This window comes from Kurthia sp. FSL E2-0154 (assembly GCF_038003625.1).
In the GTDB taxonomy this organism is placed as follows: Bacteria; Bacillota; Bacilli; order Bacillales_A; family Planococcaceae; genus Kurthia; species Kurthia gibsonii.
Genome location: NZ_JBBOPO010000001.1, coordinates 1,499,455 through 1,513,317, shown reverse-complemented (window position 1 = coordinate 1,513,317; position 13,863 = coordinate 1,499,455). Strand labels below are relative to the sequence as shown.

Here is a 13,863-nt window from a genome sequence, read left to right as displayed (position 1 = left end):
TTTTGTTTTTACAGAATAATTAATTATGTAAAAAGAAAAAACGAAAAAAATACATTCTAATATAAAAATAATCTATAAAACTTAAATTGTTTATGTTAAACTGTATTCTATGGGAATACATTGTGTTTTCTCAGGTGGAAAAATGAATTTATTATTTATATTTGTATAATTTTGGAGGAAAAAATATGCGAAATTTATTTCAAAAGTGGAGCGATACAAGTTTAGTATTGCGCATCGTCATGGGGATCATCCTCGGTGCAGTTTTAGCAGTTGCCTTCCCAAGTGCAACTTGGTTAGCGATGCTCGGTACATTATTTGTAGGTGCATTAAAAGCAGTAGCACCAATTTTAGTTTTTGTATTAGTTATTAATGCATTAGCAAGTCATGTAGGTGGACAAAAAACAAATATGAAGGGCATTGTCTTCTTATATCTATTTGCAACGTTTATTGCAGGTGTTGTGGGTGTTATTGCCGCTAAATTATTCCCTGTAAAATTAACATTAAAAACAGGTGATACAGATTTACAACCACCAGAAAATGTGTGGGGCGTTATGCAAACACTTTTAAATAATATTGTATCGAATCCAGTAGATGCATTAATGAATGCAAATTACATAGGTATTCTTGCATGGGCAGTTGTTTTAGGACTAGCATTAAAAGCAGCAAGCAGTACAACAAAAACAGTAATCACGAACTTATCAGAAGCTGTTTCAAAAGTAGTTCACTGGGTAATCAACTTAGCGCCATTTGGTATTATTGGCATTATGTATAATACAATTGTTACGAGTGGCTTTGGAGAATTAAAGCATTACGGTGTGTTGATTGGTATTTTAGTTGGCTCAATGTTATTAATTGCGCTTGTTATCAACCCGATAATTGTTTTTGTTGTAGCGCGTCGTAATCCATATCCACTAATATGGGCTTCATTAAAAACAAGTGGTTTAACAGCATTCTTCACACGTAGTTCAGCAGCGAATATTCCAGTGAATATGGAGCTTTGTGAAAAACTTGGTTTAGATAAAAACACATATGCGATTTCGATTCCGTTAGGTGCAACAATTAATATGGCAGGTGCAGCAGTTACGATCTCTGTATTAACGATGTCAGCTGCTTATACATTAGGTGTTAATGTAGATATCGCAACAGCAATCATCTTGATGGTTGTTACAGCGATTTCAGCTGCTGGTGCTTCAGGTATTGCAGGGGGGTCACTATTATTAATCCCATTAGCATGTGGTTTGCTTGGTATTCCGAATGATTTAGCTGTTCAAGTAATTGGAGTAGGTTTAGTCATTAGTGTTATTCAAGACTCTTGTGAAACAGCATTAAACTCTTCATCAGATGTTGTATTTACAGCAACAGCTGAATATGCAGCAGAACGTAAAAAGTAATAGAATTACTCTTGAAAGCTTTAAAAAAGAGGCATATACTTATTTGTTGTATGCTGTCTCAGTAGCTCAGTAGGATAGAGCAACAGCCTCCTAAGCTGTAGGTCGTAGGTTCAATTCCTATCTGGGACATTTAAAAAAACAGATTGGGACATACGTGTAAAAACACTGTGCCCACATAAGCATAATAAAAACTGGAATCGCGCTATGGCGCGGTTCCAGTTTTTCGTTGTGAACACTAAAAATTTGTTTCAGCGTGTTTTATTATGTCCATGTTATTGATCGAGTTGACGATAGAGCGTTGATTTTGAAATGCCTGTTTCTTCTTTAATTTGGTGTAATGTATATTGTTTACTATAATACATTTCAATTGCACGTTGCATCTGTACATCTGACTTTTTAGGTCTCCCAATAACAGTTCCGCGCTTTTTCGCCTCTTGTAATGCAAAGGTTGAAGCATGGCGTTTAAAGATAGATTGTAATTTCGAAAAGTAACGTAAACCATCTAATAATGATTTTTTAAATAATTCTGTTGAGCACATACATTCATCCAAGAAAATAATTGTAAATTCATCTCGTTCAGCAATTTGTAGGACGTCGATTAATTGTTGTGTAGAATCTGCTAACACCTCAATGTTTTGAACATATAACTCATCCCTTGTTGTTAATTGCATGAGAAGTTCTTCAAATACCTCTCTATTTTTTGCTAAACCGTGCCTCTCTTCATGTACATCATCCAAATTTACTTGTACCAACTGTTGTGTAACGTCGTTATCACAAACAGTTGGTCTTTTATAACCATATCGCATAACAATCTCCTTCCCAAAAGTATATACTTATGAAACTATTTTTGTTACGATTACTTCTATTGTACGCTATTTTTATTCTATATGAGAAAGGTGATTTTTTTGCAAGTTATAAGAGAACAATGGTTTTCATCTATTCGTGCTGATATTTTAGCAGGGATTGTAGTGGGGTTAGCGCTAATTCCAGAAGCTCTAGCTTTTTCGTTCATTGTCGGTGTCGATCCAAAAGTAGCACTCTACGCTTCATTTACAATGGCTGTCATGACGGCTTTTGTCGGAGGAAGACCCGCAATGATTTCTGCAGCAACTGGAGCAATGGCGCTAATACTTGTCACGCTAATGGCGAATCACGGGTTACAATATGTACTTGCGGCAACCATTTTAACGGGGATTATACAGTTTTTTATGGGGATTTTTGGAGTTGCAAGACTAATGCGCTTCATACCTAATTCAGTGATGCTTGGTTTTGTGAATGCACTAGGCATTATGATTTTCTTAGCGCAATTACCATATTTAAAGAATGGTTCAGTTGCAACTTATGCTTTTGCGATCGTTACATTGATTCTAGTTTATGTGATACCAAGATTTATCCGAATAATTCCAGCACCACTCATTGCGATTGTTGTCATGACGTCGATTGCAATATTTGGGAACTTTTCATTACTGACAATTGGTGATTTAGGTACAATGCCAACAACACTACCGACATTCTTCTTACCAGATATCCCTTTGAATTTTGAAACACTTCAAATTATTTTACCGTATGCTTTGGCACTGGCAGTCGTTGGGTTACTTGAATCTTTACTTACTGCACAAGTTTTAGATGGCTATACAAAGACTACGTCAAATAAAAATAAAGAATCACGTGGTCAAGGAATCGCGAATATTGTGAATGGCTTCTTCGGTGGTATGGCTGGTTGCGCTTTAATCGGTCAATCTATTATTAATGTGAAATCTGGTGGTCGAGGTCGTCTTTCAACTTTAACAGCAGGTATCTTTCTGTTATTTCTAATTTTGGTTCTCGGTGATGTCGTCTCTAAAATTCCAATGCCTGTTTTAGTAGGTGTCATGATTATGGTGAGTTTTACAACATTCGATTTTAAAACGATTCGCTTCATACGAAAAGCACCGAAGTCAGAGAGCTTTATTATGATTACAACCGTGATTGTGATTTTGGTAACGCATAATTTAGCGATTGGCGTAGGTGTGGGCGTGTTGATGAGCGCTATTTGTTTTATGGCAAAAAGTGCAACACCAACTTTTTTACTTTCAGACGAAACATGTACAATTAAAGGTCCACTCTTTTTTGCCTCAGCTGAAAAGTTAGCACCTACTTTAGAGAACTTTAAGGGAAAGAAGCTAGAATTTGATTTTTCAGATAGTCGCATTTGGGATGAAACAGCTGTAACGAAAGTTCTTGAAATCAAGAATCAATTGGAACAAGAAGGAGTACACGTAACATTTACTGGTCTCGATCTACAAAGCCAGCAATTACTCGAGCGACTTACACCGATTAAATAAACATCAACTATTTTCAGTCACGAAAGAATGTGATAACGTAAAAGTTGAAAAGAGGCGACGAGATTTTGAAACTTCAAAGAATTTTACTTACAGCAATTGTCGGCATATGTGGAGGATTACTATTTTCACAACTTCATATACCTGTACCATGGCTACTCGGACCATTACTCTTTGTTTTGATAGGTAATAGTTTACGTTCAGAATGGTTTTATTGGCCTAAATCGTATAAAAGTATTGGAATGGTGTTAATTGGTTATACAATCGGTCAGGCACTTACAGGAGAGGCTGTACGAGAGATTGGCAGGCAATTACCATATATGTTTGGCATGACGACTTTACTTATTTTACTTAGTGCAGGCATTGCATGGGTTGTATCAAAGAAGTCAGCAGTGAACTATCCTACAGCACTCCTAAGTAGTATTCCAGGCGGTATGACGCAAATTATTATGATGGCTGAGGAAATGAAAAGTGTGAATTTAACTGTTGTCACCGTGACACAAACGATTCGTTTATTATTTATTGTCATTGGAATGCCACTGCTATTGACAATATTTCATTTAACAACAGTCCCTACACAAACAGAGCATGTATCGGAATGGATGTCATTTGAAACAGTGCTAATTCTACTTATTTGTATATTATTAGCCTTTATAGGTAAAAAATATAAATTTCCGACCGCTTTTTTACTTGTACCGGCGCTCGTTACCGCTATTTTACAAAACATAGGCGTCGTAGGAGTGGAATTAGCGAATCCGATTTTGTCATTTGCACAACTCATGATTGGGATTAATATCGGCATGATGATGAAGCCGAGAGAGTTAGAGCGAAAAGGACGGACGATTGCGCTCGCTGTAACAAGTGCAGCTGCATTATTTATTGTAGCGATGCTATTAGGTATTATTTTTGCACAAGTAAATCATTTAGATTACGCGACAGCACTTTTGAGTTTAGCGCCAGGTGGTATGGATCAAATGGGGGCAATTGCGCATGCGATTCATGCAAATTTATCAATTGTTGCGGGATATCAAGTATTTCGTGCTTTTTATATTTTATTCGTTATTCAACCGATTATTGCCTATTTTTTACCCAAACAAATTATTAAATAAATAAAGTAAGAAAACTTTCATCTATGTATGGAAGTTTTTTTATAGTGTTTAAACACATTTCAACATTTCAGAATGTTGAGAATACAAGGTTTGTATCATTTTTTTAATGAAAAAAGCAAGTGACATTTTTGTGTGAGCTTTATAACATATATACATGTTTTTTTAGGGGGAAGAGTGAGAAAATCATTTAGAACGTCTAAGATTCTTTAATGTTAAAATATTTTTTAGGAATAAACAGTGGCTTGAAAACGCATGGTTGTGAAGGTTTGTGAAACTTTGAATAAAGTCATAGAATAGTTGAGCGAAAAAAAGCTTCCAGTTCTATTGGAATTCCTGAAATTGAGGTGTATAATGCAACATGGAAGCTATAAATGAAGTGAACACACTATAAAATTTAAGTTCGAAATTCTCTTTCTTTTATATGAATTTCTCTCATTTTTCAATAAAAATACGTCATATATTTTTATGATAAATCGAAAAAGGGTATTAAAGAAATATGACAGTATAGTTCTTTAGTTTATAGGTGTTTAAAAGCAATAAATATGTCTAGAAAACAGATGTTGCAGTTGCTACCATTACATGGCATCATGTAATAGTAAGATGAGAATTGTATGAATAATATGACTCTTATGTAAGTAAAACGTTCGGGAATTCCCGACAGAAGAAATAGCTATTGTAAAGGAGAATTGGATATGTCAGAACAGACTACTCAATCAGTACAACCGGCAGCAAGCCAACAACAATTAGACGTTTTAGATCAATTATTAAAACCTGAAGTACAAGAATCACTAACTCAACTAGTGGATCAATTACCAAAGTTAACAGAAATGGTAACAACTTTAACAAAAGCATATGACGTAGCACAAACTTTAGCTACTGATGATGTATTCCGTAGCGATGCTGTTAGTGCTGTAACAGAAATGGCTCAACCAGTCGTGAACTCTGCTAAATCACTTGCTGCTACTGCAATTGAAGCAAAAGATCGTGCTGCTGAAAGCAACGAAACAATCGGTTTATTCGGTATTTTAAAACTGTTAAAAGACCCACAAGTACAAGGTGTCTTCCGTTTTGCAAACGCATTCTTAGAAGTTTCAAAAGAAAACAAAGCTTCAAAATAATTTTTAAAACACTTAGTAACATGGAGGTTTAACTATAATGTCAAAAAAAATCGTCATTCTAGGTGCAGGTTATGGCGGCGTATTATCTGCATTAACGTTACGTCAATTTGCAACTAAAGAAGAAGTAGAAATCACAGTTGTGAACCAATTCCCAACTCACCAAATCATCACTGAATTACACCGTTTAGCTGGTGGTACTATTAAAGAGAAAGCGGTAGCATTCCCACTTTCTAAACTTTTCAAAGGAAAAGACATCAACATTAAAATCGCAAAAGCGGATGCATTCTCAGCTGACGACAAAACAGTTAAATTATCAACTGGCGAAACTTTAACTTATGATGTATTAGTAGTAGCTGTAGGTTCTAAAACAGGTTTCTTCGGTATCCCAGGACTAGAAGAAAACTCAATGGTTCTTAAATCAGTTGAAGATGCAAACAAAATTCGCGAGCACATCATTGGTCGTATTAAAGAATATGCAAAAACTCGCAACGAAGCAGATGCTACAATCGTAATCGGCGGCGGTGGTTTAACAGGCGTTGAGCTTGTTGGTGAAATCGTTGACCACATGACGAAAGAAGCAATCAAATACGCCGTACAACCAGCAGATTTAAAAATCAAGCTAGTTGAAGCAGGTCCAAAAATCTTACCTGTATTACCAGACGAGTTAATCGAGCGCGCAACAAAATCGCTTGAAAATCGTGGTGTAGAGTTCTTAACAGGCCTTCCTGTAACAGGTGTTGAAGGTAATGTGATCTCTCTTAAAGACGGTCAAACAATTACTGCAAACACACTTGTTTGGACTGGTGGCGTAGCTCAGTACCCAATCGTAGAAGAATCAGGTCTTGTATGTAACCGTGGTAAAGCAGTAGTAAACGACTTCCTACAATCAGAATCACATAAAGATGTATTCGTAGTGGGTGACGCTGCAGCTGCATACCCTCCAGGTGCAAACAAAGAAACAGATCGTCCATACCCCCCAACAGCTCAAAACGCTTGGCAAATGGGCGAATTAGTTGGATACAATGTATTCGCATACTTAAAAGGCAGTGAAATGAATACCTTCGCTCCAGTTAACTCTGGTACATTAGCATCTTTAGGTCGTAAAGATGCTGTAGCAACTGTTGGTGAAAGCAACACGGAATTACGTGGCTTACCAGCAACATTGATGAAAGAAGCTTCAAACATTCGTTACTTATCACACATCAAAGCATTATACGGTATCGTATACTAAGCCGAAATGTATAAAACGACTTCATGAGAATGTTCTCATGAAGTCGTTTTTTGTTGTTTCAATACATTTGTTGAGACAAAATAAAAATGCTTTAGAGGACGTTGCTTCTCCTAAAGCATGGGCGGGGACTCAACTATTACATTTGAGTAAAGTTTTGGGGAATCGATTCTATTTATATAGAGGGTCTATGTAAGCTCACTCAGAAGGGGAATGCCGAGTGAGCCATTGGGGTTGAACACAATCTCATTTCACCAATAAAGAAATTTCTAATAATAAAATACCCCGATGAAAGCGTTGTAAACCTACCAACACGAATTGTTTCATGATTTTGCGTGTTCAGTAAAAGCACATATGATAAACTATGGGAGAATGAGGAGAGTGACGAAGTTGAAAAGAAAACAGAAGATATATCAGAACGAAAAAATCGTCATGTTTCCTGGAACGGTGGAACGACTTCTTCAACAAGGTCACGCTTATGCTGAGAAGTTTGAATATCATGAAGCTATTCAATGTTTTCAAGATATTCTTCAATATGAGGAAATGGATGAACATACGCTTCATGTGTACGCCTACTGTTTACACGAAACAAGACAATTTGAACAGGCTAGAGAAGTAGTGGAGTCTCTATTAGCGCAAGGTCCGAGTCAATATATTGAAACGATGGAGCTGTACTTATCAATTTGTATGGAGCTACGCGATTTTCAGCATGTACAACAAATTGTTCGTTCTTTATTGGAAGAAAATATTGTGCCAAACTCTTCAATCGAACGTTTCACAAGTATTTATAATTTGAGTGAAAAGTTATTAAAGTTATCGCATTCAGAACAAAGTATAGAGGAAGAAGTAGCAGAGGTCGTGTTATCATTAGAGGTTTTTTTATACTTACCAGTATACGAACAGCTGCATCGTCTTCAGTCTTTATCAGAAATGAACGTCCGACCTTTAATAGATGAAATTCGCACAATCATTGAAAAGGAAGAAGTACATCCGATTGTTCGGAGTATGGCACTTTGCTTATTAGTAGAGCAAGAGGTAGATGGTGACTTAACAATTCGTAAGTTTGAGCAAACACTTACAGTTAATCCGATGACATTACCTACTCCAGATGAGCTGCCTGTCACACAATCTGTAAAAAAAATCGTAAATGAACGGCTAGAGAAGGAAAGTAGCACATTAGAAATGGTACAATATATTTTGACACGTCACATTTTAGTTACTTATCCTTTTGAATGGTTTGGGGCTTCTGCTGAGGAGGTATCAGAGGGATATATTCATTATGTTCATTCTTTATTAGGACAAGAAATATCCGATGAAAGTGAAACAGATAACAAGGTGATGGAACTCATCCAACAACTTGAAAAACTTTCAGATATACCAGAAGTATGAAATCTGTTGAAACTATGTAGAACTATGATATACTAAAACAGTTGTCAAAGTCGTAATAACGAACGCTTTTAAAGCACTTTGAATTTATTTTTGGAGGTTATATTCATGTCAGTTAAATTTGAAAAACAAGAAGGAAACAACGGTTTATTAACAGTTGAGCTTCCTGCTGAAACAGTAAATGCTGCATTAGATCAAGCATTTAAAAAAGTAGTAAAACAAATCAACGTACCAGGTTTCCGTAAAGGTAAAATGCCTCGTGCAATGTTCGAGAAAAAATTCGGTGTTGAATCTTTATACCAAGATGCACTTGAAATTTTAATCAACGAAAACTACCCAACAGCTCTAATCGAAGCAGGTGTTGAGCCAGTAGATCAACCAGAAATCGATTTCGAAAAAATCGAGAAAAATGAACCATTCACATTCACAGCTAAATTAGTATTACGTCCAGAAGTTGAACTTGGCGAATACAAAGGTTTAGAAGTAAAAAAAGGTTCTACTGAAGTAACAGAAGAAGAAATCAATGCAATCATCGAAGGTCACCAAGCACGTCTTGCTGAACTTGTAGTTAAAGAAGATGCTGCAATTGAAAACGGCGATATTGCTGTAATCGATTTCGAAGGTTTCCACGAAGGTGAAGCATTCGAAGGCGGAAAAGGCGAAAACTACGAACTTGAAATTGGTTCTGGTTCATTCATTCCAGGATTTGAAGAGCAATTAGTAGGCGTAAAAGCTGGCGAATCTAAAGAAATCGAAATCACATTCCCAGAGGAATACCATGCAGCTGAATTAGCTGGTAAACCAGCTACATTCAAAGTAACAGTTCACGAAGTAAAAGCAAAAGAACTTCCAGAACTTAACGACGAATTAGCAACTGAAATCGATGCTGAAGTAAAAACTTTAGATGAGTTACGTACAAAATTAACTGAACAAGCGAAAGCTGAAAAAGAAATGTCAGTTGAAACGGCATTACGTGACGAATTAGTTGAAAAAGCAGCTGAAAATGCTAAAGTCGACATTCCAAACGGCATGATTCAAACAGAAATCAACCGTATGTTACAAGAATTCGAACAACGTTTACAAACACAAGGTATGAACCTTGATCTTTACTACCAATTCTCTGGTCAAGACGAAGCAGCATTACGCGAGCAAATGAAGTCTGACGCTGAAAACCGCGTACGCGTTTCATTAGTACTTGAAGCAATCGCAGCAGCCGAAGCTCTTGAAGTAACAGAAGAAGCTCTTGAAGCAGAATTAGAAAAAATGTCAGCACAATTCAACATGGACGCTGAACAAATCAAAGCTGCTTTAGGTGGTACGAGCATCTTAGAACACGACATCAAAATCCAAAATACAGTTGAGTTCTTAGTTGACCAAGCTAAAATTTCTGAGTAAGATTTAACAAGTTCGTAAGTCGAATTTGCTTAAATACGATGCACAAATGGAGCAAGGTATGGACTTCCCATACCTTGTTTTTATCATAGTTAAAAAATAACCTGTACATAACACAGAAAAAAAAGAGTTAATAATAGACAAGCAAGACGTAATGTTTGATAATATTAATAGAGTCTTGTAATATTGTTGCTTGAATAGGGGTGAAATAATTGTTCAAATTTAATGATGAAAACGGTAATTTAAAATGTTCATTCTGTGGGAAACCACAAGAGCAAGTACGTAAACTTGTAGCTGGTCCTGGTGTCTACATCTGTGACGAATGTATTGATTTATGTTCAGAAATCGTTGTAGAAGAGTTAGGAACAGAAGAAGAAATTGAACTGAAAGACATTCCAACACCGAAAGAAATTTTAGGTACTTTGGATAGTTATGTAATTGGACAAGAGCGTGCTAAAAAAGCCCTATCTGTTGCGGTATATAATCACTACAAACGCGTTAACTCAAAAAGTAAAGTGGACGACGTAGAATTATCTAAATCAAACATTGTTTTAATCGGACCTACTGGTAGTGGTAAAACATTACTAGCTCAAACACTTGCACGTATTATTGATGTGCCATTTGCTATTGCAGATGCGACTTCATTAACAGAAGCAGGTTATGTTGGGGAAGATGTTGAAAATATTCTATTAAAGTTAATTCAAGCTGCGGATTATGATATCGAAAAAGCAGAGCGTGGCATTATCTATATCGATGAAATCGATAAAGTCGCACGTAAATCTGAAAATCCATCAATTACACGTGATGTATCGGGTGAAGGTGTTCAACAAGCCTTACTAAAAATTCTAGAAGGTACAGTTGCAAGCGTTCCGCCACAAGGTGGACGTAAACATCCACACCAAGAGTTTTTACAAATCGATACGACGAATATCTTATTCATCGTAGGTGGCGCTTTCGATGGAATCGAGTCAATTATTAAACGTCGTATGGGTCAAAAAGTAATCGGCTTCGGTACTGCAGATAAACAAGAAACAGATGATAAAAACTTAATGAAACATCTGATTCCTGAAGACTTATTAAAATTTGGTTTAATTCCAGAATTTATCGGTCGTTTACCAGTATTGGCAAGTTTAGAGCAATTAGACGAAGATGCACTTGTACAGATTTTAACAGAACCTAAAAATGCATTAACAAAACAATATGAAAAAATGATTGAATTGGATAATGTACAATTAGAGTTTGAAAAAGATGCATTATACGAAATTGCGAAACTTGCGATTGAGCGTAAAACAGGTGCTCGCGGATTACGTTCGATTATTGAGAATGTAATGCTTGATGTGATGTTTGAATTACCATCTCGTGATGACATTGCGAAATGTATAATTACGAAAGAAACACTTACTGAAAAGGCTCATCCAAAACTTTTATTAGAAGATGGCACTGAAGTGAAAGATTCAGATAACGAAAAAACATCAGCCTAATTTTAAAGGATTTTAGCTGACTTCGATGGAGTGCTTATATTGCACTGTTTTGAAGTCAGTTTTTTTAATGAATAAAGTGTTAAAGTTTATGTGGAGGTGCAAGTTTGCATGACAACAAAATTAAGAACGTATCGAATTCCATTGCTGCCTCTAAGAGGTCTAGTAATCTATCCTAAAACGCTGTTACATATTGATGTGGGTCGTGAAAAATCAACTGCAGCTGTAGAACAAGCGCTAAATGATGACAGTATCCTATATGTTGTAACACAAAAAGAAATTGCAAAAGAATCACCAGACTCAGATGATTTTTATCGTATGGGCGCACTCGTGAAAATTAAGCAATTGATTAAGCTACCAAATGGCGCCTCACGTGTATTAGTAGAAGGTATTTGTCGTGCGCAAGCTATTGATTATATCGAAGAAGAAAAAATGACGGTAGTTGATGTAGAAGTATTTGAAGACGATCCGACATTAACTGTTGAATTAGAAGCGTTGATGCGTACTTTATTAGATGCTTTTAAACGCTATGTGAAAGCTTCAAGCAAAATTTCCCCTGAAGTCATTGAAACATCAGAAGAAATTGAAGAGCCTGGTTTACTAGCTGATACCATTGCTAGTCATTTGCCATTGAAAATGGTTGCAAAACAAGAAATCTTACGTACAGTTGATGTTCAAAAAAGATTGGAAATTCTTGTTCAACGTATTTTTAATGAACAGGAAATTTTAAATGTGGAGAAAAAAATCCATACAAAAGTAAAACGTTCCGTTGAAAAATCTCAAAAAGATTTTTATTTACGTGAGCAAATGAAGGCGATTCAAGATGAATTGGGTGAAACAGAAGGTAAAATATCTGAGGTTGATGAATTAAAGAAAAAAATCATCGAAGCGAAAATGCCTGAACACGCTGAAAAAGCAGCACTAAAAGAGTTGAAGCGTTATGAACGTTTGCCAGCACAAGCAGCTGAAAGTGGTATTATTCGTAACTATTTAGATTGGTTGATTGATTTACCTTGGTCTAAAAAGACAAAAGATCGTAAAGATATTAAAAAAGCAAAAGATATTTTAGACCATGATCACGATGGCCTTGAAAAAGTAAAAGATCGTATTTTAGAATATTTAGCAGTGACACAATTAAAAGATTCATTACGTGGACCGATTCTTTGCTTAGCAGGACCTCCAGGGGTTGGTAAAACATCATTAGCTAAATCGATTGCGACTTCTTTAAATCGTGAATTTGTGCGTATTTCACTAGGTGGCGTACGTGATGAGTCGGAAATTCGAGGTCATCGTAGAACGTATATTGGTGCTATGCCAGGACGTATTATTCAAGGGATGAAAAAAGCAGGAACGATTAACCCTGTATTTTTACTAGATGAGATTGATAAAATGTCGAATGATTTCCGTGGAGATCCTTCATCAGCGATGTTGGAGGTGTTAGATCCAGAGCAAAATAACACATTTAGTGATCACTATATTGAAGAAACATACGATTTATCAAATGTTTTATTTATCGCGACAGCAAATGATTTAAGTAGTATTCCAGGACCGCTTTATGACCGTATGGAAGTCATTCAAATTGGCGGTTATACAGAACAAGAGAAAATTCAAATTGCGAAAAACCATTTAGCACCTAAACAAATTGAAGAAAATGGTTTGAAAAAATCACAAATTCAATTTAGAGAAGATGGTTTAACGGAAATCGTTCGTTACTATACGCGAGAAGCGGGTGTTCGAGGGTTAGAGCGTACACTTGCATCCGTATGTCGAAAAGCAGCGAAACAGATTGTCATGGAAGAAAAGAAACGAGTTGTTATTACAGCGAAAAATGTAGCGGACTACTTAGGTAAACGTAAAGTGTCGCATGGTCAAATGGAAGAAGAAAATCCAATTGGTGTAGCAACAGGTCTTGCTTACACAACAGTTGGTGGTGATACATTACAAATCGAAGTATCGATTACACCAGGTAAAGGAAAGCTGATCTTAACAGGTAAATTAGGTGATGTGATGAAAGAATCTGCACAAACTGCTTTATCTTTTGTCCGTTCTAAATTAGACTTATTAAAGGTAGAGCAATCTTACTTTGATGAGCATGATATTCATGTTCACGTACCAGAAGGCGCTGTACCAAAAGATGGTCCATCAGCAGGTGTGACAATGGTAACAGCTCTTGTATCAGCGATTACGGAGACACCAGTCCGTAAAGAAGTTGGTATGACGGGTGAAGTGACACTTCGCGGACGCGTTCTACCAATCGGTGGTTTAAAAGAGAAGTCGTTAAGTGCACACCGCGCTGGTTTAACAACGATTATCGTTCCAAAGAAAAACGAAGCGGATATTGAAGATATACCAGAGAGTGTACGAAAAGAGCTAACATTTAAGCTAGTGTCAAGCGCTGACGAGGTATTGAAAATAGCGTTAGACGGAGGGAAAGAATAAC

General features: G+C 36.3%; 10 protein-coding genes and 1 tRNA gene. 10 read left to right on the top strand and 1 reads right to left on the bottom strand.

Going from position 1 to position 13,863, the window contains the following annotated elements:
- The first annotated feature begins 185 nt into the window (after positions 1–185).
- Both sstT and MHB75_RS07445 read left to right on the top strand, forming a co-directional pair.
- Entirely contained in the window at positions 186–1,391 is a 1,206-nt protein-coding gene (gene sstT, locus MHB75_RS07450; protein ID WP_340996838.1) for a serine/threonine transporter SstT, read from the top strand.
- Positions 1,392–1,446: 55 nt separating this feature from the next.
- Positions 1,447–1,520: transfer RNA gene (locus MHB75_RS07445), tRNA-Arg, on the top strand.
- A gap of 143 nt (positions 1,521–1,663) precedes the next feature.
- Here the strand turns inward: MHB75_RS07445 and MHB75_RS07440 are convergent.
- Positions 1,664–2,197 (bottom strand): recombinase family protein, encoded by a 534-nt coding sequence (locus tag MHB75_RS07440; RefSeq protein ID WP_340996837.1) that lies wholly within the window; start codon positions 2,195–2,197, stop codon positions 1,664–1,666.
- 99 nt (positions 2,198–2,296) lie between these two features.
- On the opposite strand from MHB75_RS07440, the gene MHB75_RS07435 reads away from it, so the two are divergent.
- The 8 genes from MHB75_RS07435 (at position 2,297) to lon (ending at position 13,862) form a co-directional block, all read left to right on the top strand.
- Positions 2,297–3,715, top strand: coding sequence for a SulP family inorganic anion transporter (locus MHB75_RS07435; protein WP_340996835.1), 1,419 nt, complete (start codon positions 2,297–2,299; stop codon positions 3,713–3,715).
- A 65-nt stretch (positions 3,716–3,780) separates the two neighbouring features.
- Positions 3,781–4,821, top strand: a complete 1,041-nt coding sequence (locus tag MHB75_RS07430) for an AbrB family transcriptional regulator (RefSeq protein ID WP_340996832.1) — start codon at positions 3,781–3,783, stop codon at positions 4,819–4,821.
- A gap of 692 nt (positions 4,822–5,513) precedes the next feature.
- The gene (locus MHB75_RS07425; RefSeq protein WP_340996831.1) at positions 5,514–5,939 is read left to right on the top strand and encodes a DUF1641 domain-containing protein; all 426 of its coding nucleotides are present in this window, start codon (positions 5,514–5,516) and stop codon (positions 5,937–5,939) included.
- A gap of 37 nt (positions 5,940–5,976) precedes the next feature.
- Positions 5,977–7,170, top strand: coding sequence for an NAD(P)/FAD-dependent oxidoreductase (locus MHB75_RS07420; RefSeq protein WP_340996830.1), 1,194 nt, complete (start codon positions 5,977–5,979; stop codon positions 7,168–7,170).
- Positions 7,171–7,557: 387 nt separating this feature from the next.
- A complete protein-coding gene (locus tag MHB75_RS07415) occupies positions 7,558–8,556 on the top strand; it encodes a tetratricopeptide repeat protein (protein WP_340996829.1) in 999 nt (332 codons plus the stop codon).
- A gap of 105 nt (positions 8,557–8,661) precedes the next feature.
- Entirely contained in the window at positions 8,662–9,948 is a 1,287-nt protein-coding gene (tig, locus tag MHB75_RS07410) for a trigger factor (protein ID WP_340996827.1), read from the top strand.
- Positions 9,949–10,157: 209 nt separating this feature from the next.
- Positions 10,158–11,426: an ATP-dependent protease ATP-binding subunit ClpX gene (clpX, locus tag MHB75_RS07405; RefSeq protein WP_068452210.1), complete on the top strand. Its 1,269-nt coding sequence runs from the start codon at positions 10,158–10,160 to the stop codon at positions 11,424–11,426.
- Between the two features lie 108 nt (positions 11,427–11,534).
- Positions 11,535–13,862, top strand: a complete 2,328-nt coding sequence (gene lon / locus MHB75_RS07400; RefSeq protein WP_141274205.1) for an endopeptidase La — start codon at positions 11,535–11,537, stop codon at positions 13,860–13,862.
- Position 13,863: the final 1 nt, after the last annotated feature.

What these genes read in the sequence shown, in the direction of transcription:
- tig (WP_340996827.1), top strand. Translation starts at nt 8,662, where the DNA reads ATGTCAGTTAAATTTGAAAAACAAGAAGGAAACAACGGTTTATTAACA.
- lon (WP_141274205.1), top strand. Translation starts at nt 11,535, where the DNA reads ATGACAACAAAATTAAGAACGTATCGAATTCCATTGCTGCCTCTAAGA.
- MHB75_RS07440 (WP_340996837.1), bottom strand. Translation starts at nt 2,197, where the DNA reads ATGCGATATGGTTATAAAAGACCAACTGTTTGTGATAACGACGTTACA.
- MHB75_RS07420 (WP_340996830.1), top strand. Translation starts at nt 5,977, where the DNA reads ATGTCAAAAAAAATCGTCATTCTAGGTGCAGGTTATGGCGGCGTATTA.
- MHB75_RS07425 (WP_340996831.1), top strand. Translation starts at nt 5,514, where the DNA reads ATGTCAGAACAGACTACTCAATCAGTACAACCGGCAGCAAGCCAACAA.
- sstT (WP_340996838.1), top strand. Translation starts at nt 186, where the DNA reads ATGCGAAATTTATTTCAAAAGTGGAGCGATACAAGTTTAGTATTGCGC.